Origin of the sequence: Streptomyces sp. NBC_00239, assembly GCF_036194065.1 — a bacterium.
Lineage (GTDB): Bacteria > Actinomycetota > Actinomycetes > Streptomycetales > Streptomycetaceae > Streptomyces.
Genome location: NZ_CP108095.1, coordinates 5505958 through 5524962, shown reverse-complemented (window position 1 = coordinate 5524962; position 19005 = coordinate 5505958). Strand labels below are relative to the sequence as shown.

Sequence of the window (19005 nt, the reverse complement as noted above, 5' to 3'; positions counted from 1 at the left end):
GGACGTCACCACGCCCTTTCGGCCACAGTTGAAACCCCTTTCGGCAGGGGCGTGACAAGCGAAATGCTGTACTCCGCCGGGCACACTCCGGGGCGACCGGAAACGCTCCGCGAAGGCCGTGGGGGGCTTTGCGGAGCCTGGCGGTCGGTCGCACTGGGATGCGCCGACGTGTCCGGCAGATTGACAGGAGGCGGCGGACGGGTGGGGATCCGTCCGCCGCCTGCTGGTGTTTCAATTCCCGTTTCCCATTGATCAGCCGGAGCCGGTCGTACCGGCCCCGGACGCACCGGAACCGCCGCAGCCTCGGTGAGGGAGCCTGCGGCGGTTCCGGATTGGGTGCGCCCCGCCCCGAGGTGTCAGGGATCCCCGGGGAGGGCGCGGTCGGGGGGTGGCGGGCCGGCCGTGATCGGCCGGCCCCGGCGGGGTCAGCGGCTGTCGCTGCCCTTGGCCTCGGCGGCGGCACGGCCGGCCTCCAGGCGCGCCACCGGGATCCGGAAGGGCGAGCAGGAGACGTAGTCGAGGCCGACCTCGTGGAAGAAGTGCACCGACTCCGGGTCGCCGCCGTGCTCGCCGCAGACGCCGAGCTTGAGGTCGGGGCGGGTGGCGCGGCCGGACTGGACGGCGCTGCGGACCAGCGAGCCCACGCCGTCCTTGTCGATGGTCTCGAACGGGGAGACCCCGAAGATGCCCTTCTCCAGGTACGCGGTGAAGAAGCTGGCCTCGACGTCGTCGCGGGAGAAGCCCCACACGGTCTGGGTCAGGTCGTTCGTACCGAAGGAGAAGAACTGCGCGGCCTCGGCGATCTGGCCGGCGGTCAGCGCGGCGCGCGGCAGCTCGATCATGGTGCCGATGGTCAGCTTGAGGCTGGTGCCGGTCGCGGCCTCCACCTCGGCGATGATCCGGTCGGCCTCCTCGCGGACGATCTCCAGCTCCTGGACGGTGCCGACGAGCGGGACCATGATCTCGGCGCGCGGGTCGCCCTTGGCGTTCTTGCGCTCGGCCGCGGCCTCGGCGATCGCCCGGACCTGCATGGCGAACAGGCCGGGGATGACCAGGCCCAGACGGACACCGCGCAGACCCAGCATCGGGTTCTGCTCGTGCAGCTTGTGCACGGCCTGGAGCAGGCGCAGGTCGTTCTCGTTGTGGTCCTTGCGGGCCTCGGCGAGGGCGACGCGCACCGACAGCTCGGTGATGTCGGGCAGGAACTCGTGCAGCGGCGGGTCGAGCAGGCGGACGGTGACGGGCAGCCCGTCCATCGCCTCGAACAGCTCGATGAAGTCCTTCTTCTGCAGCGGCAGCAGGGCGGCCAGCGCGCCCTCGCGCTCCTCGTCGGTGTCCGCGAGGATCAGGCGCTCGACCATCTCGCGGCGCTCGCCGAGGAACATGTGCTCGGTGCGGCACAGGCCGATGCCCTGGGCGCCGAAGCGGCGGGCGCGCAGCGCGTCCTCGGCGTTGTCGGCGTTGGCGCGGACCCGCAGGCGGCGGACGCGGTCGGCGTAGGCCATGATCCGGTGCACGGCGGCGACCAGCTCGTCGGCGTCGTCGGCGCCGGCGTGCATGCGGCCCTCGAAGTACTCGACGACCGGGGACGGTACGACGGGTACCTCACCGAGGTACACCTTGCCGGTGGAGCCGTCGATGGAGACGACGTCGCCCTCTTCGATGACCGTCTCGCCGACCGTCATGCGGCGGCGCTTGGTGTCGACGTCGAGCTCCTCGGCGCCGCAGACGCAGGTCTTGCCCATGCCGCGGGCGACGACGGCGGCGTGCGAGGTCTTGCCGCCGCGCGAGGTCAGGATGCCCTCGGAGGCGATCATGCCGTCCAGGTCGTCCGGGTTGGTCTCGCGGCGGATCAGGATGACCTTCTCGCCGGAGCGGGACCACTTGACGGCCGTGTACGAGTCGAAGACGGCCTTGCCGACCGCCGCGCCCGGGGAGGCGGCGATGCCGCGGCCCAGCAGGGTGGTCGTCGCGCCGTCGTCGAAGCGCGGGAACATCAGCTGCGCCAGCTGGTGGCCGGTGACGCGCTGGAGCGCCTCGGCCTCGTCGATCAGGCCCTGGTCGACGAGCTGGGTGGCGATGCGGAAGGCGGCGCCGGCGGTGCGCTTGCCGACGCGGGTCTGCAGCATCCACAGCTGGCCGCGCTCGATCGTGAACTCGATGTCGCAGAGATCCTTGTAGTGGGTCTCCAGCGTGGTCATGATCTCGATGAGCTGGTCGTACGAGGCCTTGTCGATGGCCTCCAGGTCCGCGAGCGGCACGGTGTTGCGGATGCCCGCCACCACGTCCTCGCCCTGGGCGTTCTGGAGGTAGTCGCCGTAGACGCCCGCGTGGCCGCTGGCGGGGTCGCGGGTGAAGGCGACGCCGGTGCCGGAGTCGGGGCCCAGGTTGCCGAAGACCATGGAGCAGATGTTGACGGCGGTGCCCAGGTCGCTCGGGATGCGCTCCTGGCGGCGGTAGAGCTTGGCGCGGTCGGTGTTCCACGAGTTGAAGACGGCCTCGACGGCGAGGTCGAGCTGCTCGCGGGCGTCCTGCGGGAACTCGCGGCCGGCTTCCTTCGCCACGATCTTCTTGAAGTGCTTGACCAGCTTCTTCAGGTCGGCGGCGTCGAGGTCGGTGTCGACGGTGACCTTCTTGGCGGCCTTGGCCTCGTCGAGGGCGTCCTCGAAGAGCTCGCCCTCGATGCCGAGGACGGTCTTGCCGAACATCTGGACCAGGCGGCGGTACGAGTCCCAGGCGAAGCGCTCGTCGCCGGCCTGCGCGGCCAGGCCCTGGACCGACTCGTCGGACAGGCCGATGTTGAGGACCGTGTCCATCATGCCGGGCATCGAGAACTTCGCGCCGGAGCGGACGGAGACCAGCAGCGGGTCGTCGGACTGGCCCAGCTTCTTGCCCATCTTGGCTTCGAGGGCGTCCAGGTGGGCGCTGACCTCGTCGCGCAGCGCGACCGGGGCCTCGCCGCTCTCCAGGTAGACCTTGCAGGCCTCGGTGGTGATGGTGAAGCCGGGGGGGACGGGGAGACCCAGGTTGGTCATCTCGGCGAGGTTGGCCCCCTTGCCGCCGAGAAGGTCCTTGAGGTCCCGGTTGCCCTCGGTGAAGTCGTAGACGAACTTCTGATCTTTGTTTTCCGACACGGGTCTCGACTCCTCGAGGACTCGGGTGGCTGCCCTGACGGCGAGGAACATACCCAGATCGAAGGCGTCTCGGTACGTCCACTCGGTCGTCATGAGGCTTCATCCACCCGTCCGCCAGCAGATCGAAAGTGACTGAAGAGTAGTGAGAGAGGCGTTCCAGCGTTCACATCCCGAATGGAGAGGTGCCCGCTGAGGCTTGTTTACGCTCACTTGAGCGATCATCGATACATTTGCGTTCAACCCTTGAACGAACAAAGGGTGGCACCCAGTGCCACCCTTTGAGAAGTAGATCCGCGATTTGTGTGCTCATCTGAGCGCAACCCCTCGCATGCGTGGCGCATATCACGCCCGCCGTTCAGCCTCCGGACGTGTCCAGTTCGGCTTCTTCACCCACCCAGGCACAGTCGTACGGATCCTTCAGCCAGCCATCCGGGAGGACAACTCGGTTGTTTCCGGACGTCCGGCCGCGCGGGCCGTCCGCACCCTCGGGCCACGGCTGATCCAGATCGAGCTCGCTCAGATGAGCATCGAGCTCGGCCAGGGAGGAGGTCACCGCCAGCTTCTTGCGCATCTCCGAACCGACCGAGAAGCCCTTGAGGTACCAGGCCACGTGCTTACGGAAGTCGATCACGCCGCGGGCCTCGTCGCCGATCCACTCCCCCAGCAGCGTGGCGTGCCGCAGCATGACCGCGGCGACCTCCCGGAGCCCCGGCGCGTAGTAGTCCTGCGGCCGGCCCTCGAAGGCCGCCACCAGGTCGTTGAAGAGCCACGGGCGGCCCAGGCAGCCGCGGCCCACGACCACGCCGTCGCAGCCCGTCTCGCGGACCATGCGCAGGGCGTCCTCGGCGCACCAGATGTCCCCGTTGCCGAGCACCGGGATCTCGGGCACGTGCTCCTTGAGCCGGGCGATGGCCTCCCAGTCGGCGGTGCCGCCGTAGTGCTGGGCGGTGGTGCGTCCGTGCAGGGCGATGGCGGTGACGCCCTCCTCCACGGCGATCCGGCCGGCGTCCAGGTAGGTCAGGTGGTCGTCGTCGATGCCCTTGCGCATCTTCATCGTCACCGGCAGGTCGCCGGCGCCGGCGACGGCCTCGCTCAGGATGGCGCGCAGCAGGTTCCGCTTGTAGGGCAGGGCGGAGCCGCCGCCCTTGCGGGTCACCTTGGGGACCGGGCAGCCGAAGTTCAGGTCGATGTGGTCGGCCCGGTCCTCTTCGACGATCATCCGCACGGCCTTGCCGACGGTGACCGGGTCCACCCCGTACAGCTGGATCGAGCGCGGGGTCTCGGCCGCGTCGAAGTGGATCAGCTGCATGGTCTTGTCGTTGCGCTCGACCAGCGCCCGTGTGGTGATCATTTCACTCACGAACAGCCCCTTGCCGCCGCTGAACTCGCGGCAGAGGGTGCGGAAGGGAGCGTTGGTGATACCGGCCATGGGCGCGAGCACCACCGGCGGCTGCACGGTGTGCGGGCCGATCTTCAGGGCGGCGGGGAGCGTGGTCATCCCCCCATTGTCGCCCATCCACCGACCGGTTCGTTAGTTAGGCGTACTATCAACGCATGCCCGAGCTGAGCGCCCGGCGGCGCCTCCTGGTCCTGGCGATCTGCTGCATGAGCCTGCTGATCGTGAGCCTGGACACGACGATCTTGAACGTGGCCCTGCCCGCGATGCGCAGCGACCTGCACGCCTCCGTCGCGGGCATGCAGTGGACCATCGACGCGTACACGCTGGTGCTGGCCTCGCTGCTGATGCTGGCGGGCTCCACCGCCGACCGGATCGGGCGCCGCAAGGTGTTCACGGTGGGCCTGGTCCTCTTCACGGCCGGCTCGGTGCTGTGCTCGCTCGCCCCGAGCCTCGGCTGGCTGATCGCCTTCCGGATGGTGCAGGCGGTGGGCGGCTCGATGCTCAACCCGGTCGCCATGTCGATCATCACCAACACCTTCACCGACCCGCGCGAGCGGGCCCGGGCCATCGGGGTCTGGGGCGGTGTGGTGGGCATATCGATGGCCGCCGGCCCGGTGATCGGCGGCCTGCTCGTGGACTCGGTCGGCTGGCGCTCCATTTTCTGGGTGAACCTGCCGGTGGGGCTGGTGGCCCTGGCGCTGACCCTGCGGTACGTGCCCGAGTCCCGGGCCGCCCGGCCGCGCCGCGCCGACCCCGTCGGCCAGCTGCTCGTCGTGGCCCTGCTGGGTTCGGTGACGTACGGGATCATCGAGGCGCCCGTCGCGGGCTGGGGTTCGCCGCTCATCCTCGGCTGCGCGGCCGTCGCGGTGGCCGCCCTCGTGGCGCTGCTGCGGTACGAGCCGAGGCGCCCGGAACCGCTGATCGACCCGCGGTTCTTCCGCAGCGCCCCCTTCAGCGGCGCGACCGTGATCGCGGTGAGCGCCTTCGCCGCGCTGGCCGGCTTCCTGTTCCTGAACACGCTCTACCTCCAGGAGGTCCGCGGCCTGGACGCCCTGCACGCCGGGCTCTTCATGCTGCCGATGGCCGCGCCGACCTTCCTGGTCGCCCCGCTGTCGGGCCGGCTGGTGGGCAGCCGGGGCCCCCGGCTGCCGCTGTTGATCGCCGGGGTGACGATGGCGGCGAGCGGGGTGCTCTTCGCCGCGTTCGACGCCGAGACGTCGACGCCGCTGCTGTTCACGGGCTACGTCCTGTTCGGCCTGGGCTTCGGCATGGTCAACGCGCCCATCACCAACACCGCGGTGTCCGGGATGCCGCGCGCCCAGGCCGGCGTGGCGGCCGCCGTGGCCTCCACCAGCCGCCAGACCGGGAGCACGCTCGGCGTGGCGGTCATCGGCGCGGTGCTGGCGGCGGGGCTCGCCGAGGGCCCGTTCGCCGAGGCGGCCCGGCCGGCCTGGTGGATCATCACGGGCTGCGGGCTCGCGGTCCTCGCCGTCGGCGCCGCGACCAGCGGCCCCTGGGCCCGCGCCACCGCGGAGCGCACCGCCCGCGCCTTCGCGGCCGCCGAACCGGCCGCCAAGGCCCGGGCCTCCCACGGCTGACCCCGCCACACCCTCCCCCTCGCGCGTCGGGCGGCCGTCGAGCACCCGACGGGCGTCGCCGAAACACGTCACGAAACACATGACGACTGACAGATATTGAAATCTGTCAGTCGTCATGCCATCCTCGTTGCATGACCACGCACTCCACTCGCCCCGCGCACCCCTCCCGCACCCTGGGCACCACCGGCCCCGCCGTCTTCCCCCTGGGCCTCGGCTGCATGGGCATGTCCGCCCTCTACGGGGAAGCCGACCGCACCGAGTCGATCGCGACCATCCACGCCGCCCTCGACGCAGGGATCACGCTCCTCGACACCGGCGACTTCTACGGCATGGGGCACAACGAGCTCCTGATCAACGAGGCCCTGCGCACCGCCCCCGCCGCCGCCCGCGACAAGGCGCTCACCAGCGTGAAGTTCGGCGCGCTGCGCACCGTCGAAGGCGGCTTCACGGGCTACGACGGCCGCCCCGAGGCCGTGCGGAACTTCCTCGCCTACTCGCTCCAGCGGCTCGGCCGGGACCACATCGACATCTACCGGATCGCCCGCGTCGACCCCGAGGTCCCCATCGAGGAGACCGTCGGCGCGATCGCCGACGCCGTCCGGGCCGGGCACGTGCGGCACATCGGACTCTCCGAGGTCGGCGCCGACAGCATGCGCCGGGCCGCGGCCGTCGCCCCCATCGCGGACCTGCAGATCGAGTACTCGCTGATCTCCCGCGGCATCGAGGCGGAGATCCTGCCCACCGCCCGCGAACTCGGCATCGGCGTGACGGCGTACGGCGTGCTCTCCCGCGGCCTGATCAGCGGCCACTTCACCCGCGACCGGCTGCTGGCCCCCGGGGACTTCCGCGGCATGAGCCCGCGCTTCCAGGGCGACAACCTGCACCGCAACCTCGACCTGGTCGACGCCCTGCGCAAGGTCGCCGACGGCAAGGGGGTCTCGGTCGCGCAGACCGCCATCGCCTGGGTGCTCGCCCGCGGCGAGGACATCGTGCCGCTCGTCGGCGCCCGCCGCCGGGACCGGCTGTCCGAGGCACTCGGTGCCATGGACGTGGTCCTCGACGCGTCCGACCTCGCCGCCATCGAGGCGGCGGTCCCGGCCGGGTCCGCCGCCGGCGACCGCTACCCCGCGGCGCAGATGGCCCACCTCGACAGCGAGCACTGAGCGGCGGGTACGGTCGTTCCATGCCAGCCGCCGAAGCCCTGACCCCCGAGCGCATCCTCGAAGCGACCGAGGAGGTGCTGCGCCGCTACGGCCCCACCAAGGCCACCGTGGTGGACGTGGCGCGCGCCCTGGGGGTCAGCCACGGCAGCGTCTACCGGCACTTCCCCTCCAAGGCGGCCCTGCGCGAAGCGGTCACCGACCGCTGGCTCGGCCGGACGGTCGGCGTCCTGGAGGCGATCACCGCCGCGCCCGGCGGGACGGCCGCGGCCAAGCTGGCGGCCTGGCTGACCGCGCTCTTCGACGCCAAGCGCCACAAGGCGGGCGACGACCCCGAGCTGTTCGCCACGTACACCGTGCTGCTCGCCGAGAACAGCGGGGTCGTCGACGCCCACCTCACCGAGCTGATCGCGCAGCTGGCCCGGATCATCGCCGAGGGCGTGGCCGCCGGGGAGTTCGCGGCCCCGGACGTCCCGGCGGCGGCCCGCGCGGTCTTCGACGCGACCGGCCGCTTCCACGACCCGCAGTACGCGCCCGAGTGGCTGCGCCCCGAGATCGCCGCGGAGTTCGCGGCGGTGTCGGACCTGGTCGTCCGGGGACTGCGGGCCTGAACCCCGCACGATCCGGCCGGAGTTCCCCACTCCGGTCGGCTTGGCGATCATTTGGGACCGGCGCCCCTTGTCCCCCGCGTCCCGCGGTCCCTACGTTCCCCCTACCGCGCTTTCCGCACCTCAGGGGGAAACATGCCCGCCCAGGACACCCGTCCTGCTCCACCCGCCCGCTCCGGCGCCGCCGCCGCGCTCGGGTGGATCCTGACGATCGGGCTCAACGTCGTCGCGCCGATCATCACGTACAACCAGCTGACCGACCACGGCTGGAGCGAGTTCTCGGCCCTGCTGCTCAGCAGCGCCTGGCCGGTGCTCGACAGCGCCGTCCACCTGGCCTGGCGCCGCAAGCTCGACGAGTTCGCCGTCGTCACCCTGGCCTTCATCGTGATCACCGCGGTGGTCTCGCTGACCGGCGCGCACTCGGCCCGCGCCCTGCTGGTCAAGGACTCCGCGATCACCGGGCTGTTCGGCCTGCTGTGCCTGGGCACCCTGCTCGCGCCGCGGCCGCTGATGTTCTACTTCGGCCGCAAGTTCGCCACCGACGGCACCCCCGAGAGCACCGCCTGGTGGAACGGCCTGTGGCAGTTCGAGGGCTTCCGCCACACCATGCGCCGGATGACCACCGTGTGGGGCGTGGCGTACGTGGTCGAGGCGGCCGTGCGCGTGGTCCTCGCGTACACCCTGGACACCAAGACGATGGTGACCCTGAGCCCGGTCATGATCTACGGGGTGCTCGGCGCCCTCGCCGTGTGGACCACGCTGTACGGCAAGCGCTCCAAGGCCGAGGGCGAAGCCCGCGCCGCCGCGGCCGCCGCTGCCGCCTGACCCGCGGCGGGCGGCACCCGCGGCCTCCGGGGCACCCGGGGCACCCGCGGCCCCCGCGGCACCCGGCGGCACGACGGCCGCCTCCGGCCCGTACGGACGGGCCCGTGAAAGACCGGTGGCCCGGCGCGCGCACTGCGCACCGGGCCACCGGCTCGTCCGCCCGAGGGGCACCGCGGCTGCTAGCAGCCGATCAGGCGCGCACCGAGGTAGGCCTGGATCTGGTCCAGGGAGACGCGCTCCTGCTTCATCGTGTCGCGCTCGCGCACGGTCACCGCGTTGTCGTCCAGGGTGTCGAAGTCGACGGTGACGCAGAACGGCGTGCCGATCTCGTCCTGGCGGCGGTAGCGGCGGCCGATCGCGCCCGCGTCGTCGAACTCGATGTTCCAGTTGCGGCGCAGGTCGTCGGCGAGACCCTTGGCCTTCGGGGACAGCTTCTCGTTGCGGGACAGCGGCAGCACCGCGACCTTGACCGGCGCCAGGCGCGGGTCGAGGCGCATCACGACGCGCTTCTCCATGACGCCCTTGGCGTTGGGGGCCTCGTCCTCGATGTACGCGTCGAGCATGAAGGCGAGCATGGCGCGGTTCACGCCGGCCGCCGGCTCGATGACGTACGGAGTCCAGCGCTCGCCGGCCTCCTGGTCGAAGTAGGTCAGGTCCTGGCCGGAGGCCGCGGAGTGCGCCTTGAGGTCGAAGTCGGTGCGGTTGGCCACGCCCTCGAGCTCGGAGAACTCACTGCCGCCGAAGTTGAAGCGGTACTCGATGTCGGCGGTGCGCTTCGAGTAGTGGGACAGCTTCTCCTTCGGGTGCTCGTACCAGCGGATGTTCTCCTCGCGGATGCCCAGGCCCCGGTACCAGTCCCAGCGCTGCTGCATCCAGTACTCCTGCCACTGCTCGTCCTCGCCCGGCTTGACGAAGAACTCCATCTCCATCTGCTCGAACTCGCGGGTGCGGAAGATGAAGTTGCCGGGCGTGATCTCGTTGCGGAAGGACTTGCCCATCTGCGCGATGCCGAACGGCGGCTTCTTGCGGGAAGTCTGCTGCACCTGGGCGAAGTTGGTGAAGATGCCCTGGGCGGTCTCGGGGCGCAGGTACGCCTTGGAGCCGGTGTCCTGGGTCGGGCCGAGGTGGGTCTCCAGCATGCCGGAGAACTGCTTCGGCTCGGTGAACTGGCCCTTGTTGCCGCAGTTGGGGCAGTTGACGTCGGCCAGGCCGTTCTCGGGGAGGCGGCCGTGCTTGGCCTCGTACGCCTCTTCCAGGTGGTCGGCGCGGTGACGCTTGTGACAGGCGGTGCACTCGGTCAGCGGGTCCGAGAAGGTCGCGACGTGACCGGAGGCGACCCAGACCTCGGGGGCCAGGATCACGGAGGAGTCGATGCCGACGACGTCCTCACGCCCGGTCACCATCGCCTTCCACCACTGGCGCTTGATGTTCTCCTTGAGCTCGACACCCAGCGGTCCGTAGTCCCAGGCGGCCTTGGAGCCGCCGTAGATCTCACTGCACGGGTAGACGAAGCCACGGCGCTTGCTGAGGCTGACGATGGTGTCGATCTTGTCGGCGGCCACGGTGCTCTCTTCATTACGAGGACGAAAATCGGACAGGCTCGGCGCGCAGCGCCTCGATGGGGGTGGAGGTCGGGCGACGGGCGGGCGAATGCTCAGGTTACCGGCGCCCGCACCCTCACTTTCAAATCGGTTCCCCCTTGGACCCCGCGCGCGCGAGAGGAGGCCCCCCGCCAGGGCTTTTGACAATCGTTTCCATCTTTGATGAAAATGAGTGTCATGAACGTACGACGCCTCATACCCGCAGCCGCCCTCGCCGGAGCCGTGGCCCTCGGCGCCTCGGCCCTCACCGCCTGCTCCGGCGCCAGCGCCGCGGGCAACACCGACGGCAAGCTGGACGTCGTGGCGTCGTTCTACCCCCTCCAGTTCCTCGCCGAGCAGATAGGCAAGGAGCACGCGGTGGTCTCCTCCCTCACCAAGCCGGGAGTCGAGCCCCACGACCTGGAGATCACCCCGCGCCAGACCGCCGCGCTCGACGAGGCGGACGTGGCCCTCTACCTCAAGTCCCTCCAGCCGGCCGTGGACAAGGCCGTCGACCAGTCGCAGGTCAAGACCAAGATCGACGCGGCGGGCCTGACCACCATGGAGGCCCACGGCGCGGGCGACGGCCACGACCACGGCGCCGAGGACGCGGAGCACGGCCACGACGACGGCCACGGCCACGGGGAGGCCGGCGAGGACCCGCACGTCTGGCTCGACCCGGTGAAGTACGCCGAGATCGCCCGGGGCGTCGGCAAGGCCTTCGAGAAGGCGGACCCGGAGCACGCCGCCGACTACCGCAAGAACACCGAAGCGCTGACCGCCGAACTCGCCGCCCTGGACACCGAGTTCAAGAACCGCCTCAAGACCTCCGCGGGCAAGACCTTCATCACCACCCACGCCGCCTTCGGCTACCTCGCCGAGCGCTACGGGCTGGACCAGGAGGGCATCACCGGCGTCGACCCCGAGTCCGAGCCGAGCCCCGCCCGCATCAAGGAGCTCCAGGCGCTCGCGAAGAAGGAGCAGGTCTCCACCGTATTCTTCGAGACGCTGGCCAGCCCGAAGACTGCCGACACCCTCGCGAACGACCTCGGCCTCGAGACCGACGTGCTGGACCCCCTGGAGGGGATCACCGACACGTCCCAGGGCAAGGACTACTTCGAGGTCATGCGGGCGAACCTGAAGAACCTCGAAAAGGCGCTCGGCGCCAAGTGACCACCCGAGCAGTGACGGAGGCGCAAGCCATGGAGTCGACGGCGTCCCCGGCGGCCGCGGAAGCGGACCGGCCGGTCATATCCCTGCGCGGGGCCACGGCCTCCCTCGGCTCGCGCACCGTCCTGCGCGGCGTCGACCTCACCGTGCACCGCGGCGAGGTCGTCGCGCTGCTCGGGGCGAACGGCTCCGGCAAGTCCACGGCCGTACGCTCCGTCGTCGGCCAGGTCCCGCTCAGCGGCGGCGAACTCGCGTTGTTCGGCACTCCGTTCAAAAAGTTCCGCGCCTGGTCCCGGATCGGCTACGTGCCGCAGCGCACCACCGCCGCCAGCGGCGTGCCCGCCACCGTCCGCGAGGTGGTCTCCGCCGGCCGGCTGGCCCGTACCCGCTTCGGCCTGCTGCGCAAGGCGGACCGGGCCGCGGTCGACCGGGCGCTGGACCTCGTCGACATGCTGCCGTACGCCGAGGCCTCGGTGAACGCACTCTCCGGCGGCCAGCACCAGCGGGTGCTGATCGCCCGGGCGCTCGCCGTCGAACCCGAACTGCTGATCATGGACGAGCCGATGGCCGGCGTGGACCTCGCCAACCAGGAGGTGCTGGCGAACGCCCTGCGCAACCGGGTCGACGCCGGCGCCACCGTGCTGCTGGTCCTGCACGAGCTGGGCCCGCTGGAGCCCCTGATCGACCGCGCGGTCGTGCTGCGCGACGGCTGCGTCGTGCACGACGGGCCGCCCCCCGAGGCCGTGGGACAGCACGCGCTGCCCGGCCACGACCACGTACACCCCCACGCGGCCCACGACGCCGAGCCGCTCCGGACGGGACTGCTGAGCTGATGGAATTCCTCGAACCCGCCTTCATGCAGCGGGCGCTGATAGCCGCCACCCTGGTCGGCATCACCGCGCCCGCCATCGGCACGTACCTCGTCCAGCGCCGGCAGGCCGTCATGGGCGACGGCATCGGGCACGTCGCGATGACCGGTGTCGCCCTCGGCTTCTTCCTCCAGACCAGCCCGGTGTGGATGGCCACCCTGGTCGCGATCGTCGGCGCGGTCGGCATGGAGCTGATCCGCTCCCGCGGCAAGACCAGCGGCGACATCGCCCTGGCCGTCCTCTTCTACGGGGGCATGGCCGGCGGCGTCATGATCATCAACCTGGCGCCCGGCGGCTCCACCGCCAACCTGATCAGCTACATGTTCGGCTCGATCACGACGGTCGCCGCCGAGGACGTCACCGCCATCGCGGTCCTCGCCGTCTTCGTCATCGCGATCACCCTGGGGCTGCGCCGCCAGCTCTTCGCGGTCTGCCAGGACGAGGAATTCGCCAAGGTCACCGGCCTGCCCGTGCGCGCCCTGAATCTGCTGATCGCGGTCACCGCCGCGGTGACGGTCACCGTCGCCATGCGGATCGTGGGCCTGCTGCTGGTCAGCGCCATGATGGTGATCCCCGTCGCGGCGGCCCAGCGGCTCACCCGCGGGTTCACCGCCACCCTGGCCCTGGCCATCGCCATCAGCGTGACGGTGTCGCTGACCGGAACGGTCAGCACGTACTACGTGAACGCGCCCTCCGGCGCCGCCATCGTGCTGCTCGCGATCGCCGTCTTCCTGGTCCTGTCGCTGCTGGCCGCGCCTTTGGCCAGAAGGCGTGCGAAAGCCTCCCGGGCGGCCGGGGAGCTCTGCACGCGAGACGATGTGAAGGTCTGAAACCGCGGGCGCGCGGAGCGCCCGGGGGCGGGCGGCCTGGCACAATGGCCCTTCGGCCGATGTGAGGAGGAACCGGTGGGGACTGCCCCTGGCGAGACGAGTACCGCGCCAGTACGAGGCCGATCGACCCGGCAGCGCGCCGCCGTCGCCGCAGCGCTGGACGAGGTGGACGAGTTCCGCAGCGCCCAGGAACTGCACGACATGCTCAAGCACCGCGGCGACTCCGTGGGCCTGACCACCGTCTACCGCACCCTCCAGTCGCTCGCCGACGCGGGCGAGGTGGACGTGCTGCGCACCAGCGACGGCGAGTCCGTCTACCGCCGCTGCTCCACGGGCGAGCACCACCACCACCTGGTATGCCGGATGTGCGGAAAGGCCGTCGAGGTCGAGGGTCCCGCCGTGGAGAAGTGGGCGGACGCCATCGCGGCCGAGCACGGCTTCGTGAACGTGGCCCACACGGTGGAGATCTTCGGCACCTGCGCGGAGTGCGCGGCCCGCTGACCCGGATACGACAGAGCCCGCGGACGTCCGACGTCCGCGGGCTCTGTCGTATCCGGGGGGCTCCGGCGCATCCGGGGGGCTCCGGCGCATCCGGGGGGCTCCGGCGCATCCGGGGACTCGGGCCCGTCCGGGGGACTCGGGTCAGGAGGGCTGGCCCTGGCCCGGGATGTCGTTCGGGAGGGCGCCGCCGAAGCGGCGGTCGCGCTGGGCGTACTCGAGGCAGGCGCGCCACAGGTCGCGGCGGTCGAAGTCCGGCCACAGCACGTCCTGGAAGACCATCTCGGCGTAGCTGCTCTGCCAGGGCAGGTAGTTCGAGGTGCGCATCTCGCCGCTGGGGCGCAGGAACAGGTCGACGTCCGGCATGTCCGGGTAGTACAGGTACTTCGCGAAGGTCTTCTCGTTGACCTTCGACGGGTCGAGCCGGCCGGCCGCGACCTCGCGGGCGATCGCCTGCGCGGCGTCCGCGATCTCGGCGCGGCCGCCGTAGTTCACGCAGAAGTACAGGGTCATCGCGTCGTTGCCGACGGTCTGCTCCTGGGCGATCTGGAGCTCCTGGACGACCGACTTCCACATCTTGGGCATGCGGCCGACCCAGCGGATCCGGATGCCCAGCTCGTTCATCTCGTCGCGGCGGCGCCGGATGACATCGCGGTTGAAGTTCATCAGGAAGCGGACCTCGTCGGGCGAGCGCTTCCAGTTCTCGGTGGAGAAGGCGTAGAGGGAGAGGTTCTTGACGCCCATCTCCAGGCAGCCCTTGAGCACGTCGAGGACGACGCCCTCGCCGACCTTGTGGCCCTCGGTCCGCGGCAGGCCCCGGTCCTTGGCCCAGCGGCCGTTGCCGTCCATGACGATCGCGACGTGGTTCGGGACCAGCTCGCCGGGGATCTTCGGCGGCCGGGCACCGGAGGGGTGCGGTTCCGGAGTGAGGTACTCGCGGCGGGTGCGTCCCAGGATCCCGCGTCGTGCCATGTCGCTTCGCTCCTTATTTCTCTACGTAACGCAAGGAGCGTAGCCCTCGCTCCAGGTGCCAGTGCAGGTAGGCGGAGACCAGTCCGCTGCCTTCCCTGACGTACCGCGGCTCGCAGGCGTCCGCGGTGGGCCAGTCGCCCGTCAGCAGCGCGCTGAGCAGTCCGATGGCCTCCGCTGAGGGTACGACGCTTCCGGCCACCCGGCAGTCGCCGCATATGACCCCGCCCGCGGACACGGAGAAGTGCCGGTTGGGTCCGTGGATGCCGCACTTCGCGCAGTCGTCGAAGGAGGGGGCGTAGCCGTTGACGGCGAGGGAGCGCAGCAGGAAGGCGTCGAGGATGAGGTTCGGCTCGTGCTCGCCGCGGGCCAGGGTGCGCAGCGCGCCGACGAGCAGCAGGTACTGCTGGACCGCCGGCTCGCCCTCCTGGTCGGTGAACCGCTCGGCGGTCTCCAGCATCGCGGTGCCGGCCGTGTAGCGGGCGTAGTCGGTGACGATGCCGCCGCCGTACGGGGCGATGATCTCGGTCTGGGTGCAGAGCGGCAGGCTGCGGCCCACGAGGTCGCTGCCGCGGGCGAAGAACTGCACGTCGACATGGGAGAAAGGTTCCAGCCGGGCACCGAACTTGGACTTGGTGCGCCGCACCCCCCGGGCCACGGCCCGCACCCGTCCGTGCCCCCGGGTGAGGATCGTGATGATGCGATCCGCCTCACCCAGCTTCTGGGTGCGCAGCACAACGCCGTCATCGCGGAACAGACTCATGCCCCCCATTGTCCCGTACCACCACCGACCACCGGCCGACCCGGAACACGAGGGCCGTTCCGGCCCCGCCGGGGGGGACAATCCACCTCGCCGGCGTTCGAGGCCCGGCGCCACCGGCGGGACTCCAGTCCCGCCGCTCACGTTCCGGCCCCGCCCGGGGGAAAATCCAGCCTCGCCGGCGTTCGAGGCGCAGCGCCACCGGCGGGACTCCAGTCCCGCCGGTCACATTCCGGCCCCGCCCGGGGGAAAATCCAGCCTCGCCGGCGTTTGAGGCGCGGGGTCTGGGGCGGAGCCCCAGGACCACCGGCGGCCGGCCGAGGACGGACCGCAGGGACCCCGGCCCGGCGGAGAGCGCCTGGCCGGGGCCCCCGGGAGGGGTCAGGCGGTCCCGCCCGAGCCACTACCCCCCTCAGCCGCAACCGCCGCCTGCGCCGGGACGACCGCCACGGCCGCTCCGGGGGCGGCGGACCCCTCCGCCACGGACCCGTCCGCCACGGACCCGTCCGCCACGGGGACGACCTCGGCCGCGTCCGCCACCCCGGGCGCGTCCGCCACCACCGGCGCCTCCGCCCCCGCAGCGGCCCCCGCCTCACCCAGCCCGTTGAAGATCAGGTTCAGCACGATGGCGGCCGTCGCACCCAGCGTGACCCCGCTGTTGAGGAGCGAGGACAGGTCCGCGTCCATGTGGTCCTTGAAGAGGACCGGCACGGTGGCCGGAAGCAGCGCGAAGGCCAGCGAGACGCCCACGACCAGCGCGTTCTTCTCCTCCTTCAGGTCGACCTTGGCCAGGGTCTGGATGCCGGCCAGGGCCACCATGCCGAACATCACGGTCGCGGCGCCGCCGAGCACTCCGTGCGGGACCGAGGCCACGATCGCGGCAGCCTTCGGCAGCAGGCCGAGGATGATCATGAACACGCCCGCGGCGACCACGACGAACCGGCTCTTGACCTTGGTCATCCGCACCAGGCCGACGTTCTCGGCGAAGGCCACGTACGGGAAGGAGTTGAGGACGCCGCCGAGCGCGGTGGCGGCGCCGTCGGCGCGCAGGGCGCGGGCCACGGTCTCGCTGTCCACGTCCTTGCCGACGATGTCGCCGACGGCGTACGTGTCGCCGGTCGTCTCGACCATCGTGATCAGCATGACGATGAGCATCAGCAGGATCGGGAACCACTCGAACTTCGGGGTGCCGAAGTGGAAGGGGGTGGTGATGCCGACCCAGTCCGCGTTGCCGACGTCTCCGAACTTCGCGTCGCCGAGCAGGAAGGCGACGACCGTGCCGCCGACCAGGCCGAGCAGGATGGCGATGCTGGAGAGGAACGGCCTGCCGAGCTTCATCAGGACGAGGATGAAGAGCATCGTGCCGCCGGCGTAGGCGAAGTTCTTCGGGTCGCCGAAGTCCGGGCTGCCCACGCCGCCCGCGGCGTCGTTGAGCCCGACCGGGATGAGCACGATGCCGAGCACCGTGATCACCGTGCCGGTGACGACCGGCGGGAAGACCCGCATGACGGCCTTGAACGCCTTGGCGGGCAGCCAGGCGAACGCGAACGTGGCCAGGCCGGCCGTGATGACGGCGCCGTAGATCGCGAGCAGGGCGGCCGTGCCGCCTCCCGCACCGAGTCCGATGGCGATCATCGGCGAGACGGCGGTGAAGGTGACGCCCTGGATCAGGGGCAGCCTGGCGCCGATCCGGCCGATGCCGAAGGCCTGGATGATCGAGGCGATACCGCAGGTGAAGAGGTCCGCGTTGATCAGGTAGACCAGCTGCTCGGTGGTGAGTCCGAGCGCGCCGCCGACGATGATCGGGACGATCACCGCGCCGGCGTAGAAGGCGAGTACGTGCTGGAAGCCGTACAGCGCGAGCTTGGGGAGGGGGAGCACCTCGTCGACCGGGTGCGTGCTCTGCTCTCCGTCGTCGGAAAGCCGGGCGGCGACACGTGCCATCTCTGCCTTGCCCTTCAAAGGTAGGTAAGTGAGAAGTGATCTGGTTATCCCTGCTCCGCGCGGACGGTTCGCGTGGGGACGCCAGGGTTGTCAGTTGCAGTCACGTGAATCGAAGCCCCGCTGTGTTACCAGCAGCGTCTCGCCGTGTGACCGGAATCAAACGCCCGTGACCGGCCTCACGGACATCGTCGACTTCTACAAACTGTTGATGCGGAAGGGCTCTCGCTTTGTGGGATCGGCCGATGGCGGGGACGGCGTCGGCACGCTATGGCGGCGCGGCCGCCGCGGTTCGCGTTCACGCTGCGCGGGAGCGAACGGTTTCGGCCAACTGGGGGTGCTGGCCAGCCTGTACGCGGGTTCCGCCCAGCGAAGCGGAACGGTCCGTGAACACCGCGTGAATCGACCGCTCCCGGCGGCCGGCGCAGCCACTGGAACCACCGACTCCGCCCCCCGCGACCCCCCACGAGGCGAAATCGTTACCACCCCACGGCCCGCCCGGGCCCCCCACCCCACACCCCGGTCAGCAGCTACTTACCCGTACGCCCTGACCACGCCCCCGCCCGGCGGATCCCAGCCTCGCCGGCGTTTGAGGCGCGGGGTTTGGGGCGGAGCCCCAAGACTGCAACCCGGCTCCGCCGGGCACCGGGCTCCGCCCGGACCCGATCCTCAAACGCCGGAGGGGCTGGAGGTTGCCCGCTCAGGCGAGCCTGGGGAATGCCGCCAAGGCAGGGGGTGCGCCACACCCGGCGAGCGGGGCCGAAGGCGCCACGGTCAGCTCGCCGCGCAAGCGCAGCGGAAAGGCGTGCCACACGCATCGAGCGGGGGCACGGGTCACCCCGAGGCGCGTACTCCGGCCAGGAGGCGGGCCACGTCGTCGGCGGTGAGCCGCAGCGCCGTGCCCACGGTCGCCAGGACCTCCCGCTCGGCGGGGCTGTACGGCCCGTCCGAGAGCGCGATCCGCGCCCCCGTCAACAGCACCGTCTCCCGCCCACCCGGCGCCAGATGCGCCGACAACGGCTCCAGCGCCTCGTGCAGCTCGATGGACAGGGCCGCGCCGAACATCTCCGCGGACAGCCGCCCGGAGTCCACCGACAGCGCGTCGACCACGGCCGCCAGTTCCTCCTCCGTGCAGTCCTCGAAGCCCGCCGCGCGCACGGCGGCCACCGCGGCCTCCAGCGTGGTGCGGGAGCCCGTGCCGCCCGCGGCGAGGACCGCGAGCGCGACCGTGTGGACCGCGTCGCGCAGCATCGCGGAGAACCGCGTACACGTGGGGTGGTCCAGGACGTCCGTGCCGAAGCGCTCGCGGCAGGTGCCGCACTCGACGACCGGGCCCGCCTGCCCGCGCGGCAGCAGCGGGACGCCCAGCAGGGTGAAGCGGCGGCGGCCGGTGCGCCGCCGGTAGTTGCGGTCCCCGCCACAGCCCGGGCAGAAGAACTCGCCGTCACCGACGGTGCTCCAGGTGGTGCGGATGCCGTACACCGTCCATTTCCGGCCGGTCTCACCCCGAGCAGGCAGCACGTCCCACCTCCGTAACCTTTCGGCAACATCGCCGCGTTGGCGTGATGTTAGCCACACCGGTGTGGCGACGGCAGCCCTGTGACAAGACAACTCCCTCACCCCGTGGGGAGTTGGCCGAAGTGCGCCCCTGCGCGCCCCGGTAC

15 protein-coding genes are annotated in these 19005 nt (G+C 71.0%); 8 read left to right on the top strand and 7 right to left on the bottom strand.

The window, feature by feature from the left end; translation table 11 throughout:
- Positions 1 to 425: 425 nt before the first annotated feature.
- The gene (gene ppdK / locus OG764_RS24295) at positions 426 to 3134 is read right to left on the bottom strand and encodes a pyruvate, phosphate dikinase (protein WP_328970540.1); all 2709 of its coding nucleotides are present in this window, start codon (positions 3132 to 3134) and stop codon (positions 426 to 428) included.
- A 355-nt stretch (positions 3135 to 3489) separates the two neighbouring features.
- The gene (gene dusB / locus OG764_RS24290) at positions 3490 to 4632 is read right to left on the bottom strand and encodes a tRNA dihydrouridine synthase DusB (protein WP_328970539.1); all 1143 of its coding nucleotides are present in this window, start codon (positions 4630 to 4632) and stop codon (positions 3490 to 3492) included.
- Positions 4633 to 4688: 56 nt separating this feature from the next.
- On the opposite strand from dusB, the gene OG764_RS24285 reads away from it, so the two are divergent.
- The 4 genes from OG764_RS24285 (at position 4689) to OG764_RS24270 (ending at position 8724) form a co-directional block, all read left to right on the top strand.
- The gene (locus OG764_RS24285; RefSeq protein ID WP_328970538.1) at positions 4689 to 6131 is read left to right on the top strand and encodes an MFS transporter; all 1443 of its coding nucleotides are present in this window, start codon (positions 4689 to 4691) and stop codon (positions 6129 to 6131) included.
- Between the two features lie 131 nt (positions 6132 to 6262).
- A complete protein-coding gene (locus OG764_RS24280; RefSeq protein ID WP_328970537.1) occupies positions 6263 to 7294 on the top strand; it encodes an aldo/keto reductase in 1032 nt (343 codons plus the stop codon).
- A gap of 20 nt (positions 7295 to 7314) precedes the next feature.
- Positions 7315 to 7902 (top strand): TetR/AcrR family transcriptional regulator, encoded by a 588-nt coding sequence (locus tag OG764_RS24275; protein ID WP_328970536.1) that lies wholly within the window; start codon positions 7315 to 7317, stop codon positions 7900 to 7902.
- 132 nt (positions 7903 to 8034) lie between these two features.
- On the top strand, positions 8035 to 8724 hold the full coding sequence (locus OG764_RS24270; protein WP_328970535.1) for a VC0807 family protein: 690 nt from the start codon (positions 8035 to 8037) through the stop codon (positions 8722 to 8724).
- Between the two features lie 179 nt (positions 8725 to 8903).
- Here OG764_RS24270 and OG764_RS24265 read toward each other — a convergent pair whose 3' ends face one another.
- Complete coding sequence (locus OG764_RS24265) at positions 8904 to 10286, bottom strand: glycine--tRNA ligase (protein ID WP_328970534.1); 1383 nt, start codon at positions 10284 to 10286, stop codon at positions 8904 to 8906.
- A gap of 216 nt (positions 10287 to 10502) precedes the next feature.
- Between OG764_RS24265 and OG764_RS24260 the strand changes: the two genes are divergently transcribed.
- From OG764_RS24260 to OG764_RS24245, 4 genes are all read left to right on the top strand, one after another.
- Complete coding sequence (locus tag OG764_RS24260; RefSeq protein ID WP_328970533.1) at positions 10503 to 11477, top strand: metal ABC transporter substrate-binding protein; 975 nt, start codon at positions 10503 to 10505, stop codon at positions 11475 to 11477.
- 29 nt (positions 11478 to 11506) lie between these two features.
- Entirely contained in the window at positions 11507 to 12307 is an 801-nt protein-coding gene (locus tag OG764_RS24255) for a metal ABC transporter ATP-binding protein (protein ID WP_328973143.1), read from the top strand.
- Complete coding sequence (locus tag OG764_RS24250) at positions 12307 to 13173, top strand: metal ABC transporter permease (RefSeq protein WP_328970532.1); 867 nt, start codon at positions 12307 to 12309, stop codon at positions 13171 to 13173. The genes OG764_RS24255 and OG764_RS24250 overlap by 1 nt, the downstream gene beginning before the upstream one ends.
- A 75-nt stretch (positions 13174 to 13248) precedes the next feature.
- Entirely contained in the window at positions 13249 to 13674 is a 426-nt protein-coding gene (locus tag OG764_RS24245) for a Fur family transcriptional regulator (protein WP_328970531.1), read from the top strand.
- Between the two features lie 141 nt (positions 13675 to 13815).
- Here the strand turns inward: OG764_RS24245 and OG764_RS24240 are convergent, their stop codons facing one another.
- From OG764_RS24240 to OG764_RS24225, 4 genes are all read right to left on the bottom strand, one after another.
- Positions 13816 to 14643: an isoprenyl transferase gene (locus OG764_RS24240; RefSeq protein ID WP_328970530.1), complete on the bottom strand. Its 828-nt coding sequence runs from the start codon at positions 14641 to 14643 to the stop codon at positions 13816 to 13818.
- A 13-nt stretch (positions 14644 to 14656) separates the two neighbouring features.
- Entirely contained in the window at positions 14657 to 15403 is a 747-nt protein-coding gene (recO, locus tag OG764_RS24235; RefSeq protein WP_328970529.1) for a DNA repair protein RecO, read from the bottom strand.
- Between the two features lie 378 nt (positions 15404 to 15781).
- Entirely contained in the window at positions 15782 to 17344 is a 1563-nt protein-coding gene (locus OG764_RS24230) for a nucleobase:cation symporter-2 family protein (protein WP_328970528.1), read from the bottom strand.
- 831 nt (positions 17345 to 18175) lie between these two features.
- A complete protein-coding gene (locus OG764_RS24225; protein WP_328970527.1) occupies positions 18176 to 18862 on the bottom strand; it encodes a TerB family tellurite resistance protein in 687 nt (228 codons plus the stop codon).
- Positions 18863 to 19005: the final 143 nt, after the last annotated feature.

Bases quoted from the DNA above. Each gene is read 5' to 3' on its own strand.
- OG764_RS24270 (WP_328970535.1), top strand. From the start codon at position 8,035: ATGCCCGCCCAGGACACCCGTCCTGCTCCACCCGCCCGCTCCGGCGCC.
- OG764_RS24280 (WP_328970537.1), top strand. From the start codon at position 6,263: ATGACCACGCACTCCACTCGCCCCGCGCACCCCTCCCGCACCCTGGGC.
- OG764_RS24285 (WP_328970538.1), top strand. From the start codon at position 4,689: ATGCCCGAGCTGAGCGCCCGGCGGCGCCTCCTGGTCCTGGCGATCTGC.
- OG764_RS24230 (WP_328970528.1), bottom strand. From the start codon at position 17,344: ATGGCACGTGTCGCCGCCCGGCTTTCCGACGACGGAGAGCAGAGCACG.
- OG764_RS24260 (WP_328970533.1), top strand. From the start codon at position 10,503: ATGAACGTACGACGCCTCATACCCGCAGCCGCCCTCGCCGGAGCCGTG.
- recO (WP_328970529.1), bottom strand. From the start codon at position 15,403: ATGAGTCTGTTCCGCGATGACGGCGTTGTGCTGCGCACCCAGAAGCTG.
- dusB (WP_328970539.1), bottom strand. From the start codon at position 4,632: ATGACCACGCTCCCCGCCGCCCTGAAGATCGGCCCGCACACCGTGCAG.
- OG764_RS24275 (WP_328970536.1), top strand. From the start codon at position 7,315: ATGCCAGCCGCCGAAGCCCTGACCCCCGAGCGCATCCTCGAAGCGACC.
- OG764_RS24255 (WP_328973143.1), top strand. From the start codon at position 11,507: ATGGAGTCGACGGCGTCCCCGGCGGCCGCGGAAGCGGACCGGCCGGTC.
- OG764_RS24250 (WP_328970532.1), top strand. From the start codon at position 12,307: ATGGAATTCCTCGAACCCGCCTTCATGCAGCGGGCGCTGATAGCCGCC.
- OG764_RS24240 (WP_328970530.1), bottom strand. From the start codon at position 14,643: ATGGCACGACGCGGGATCCTGGGACGCACCCGCCGCGAGTACCTCACT.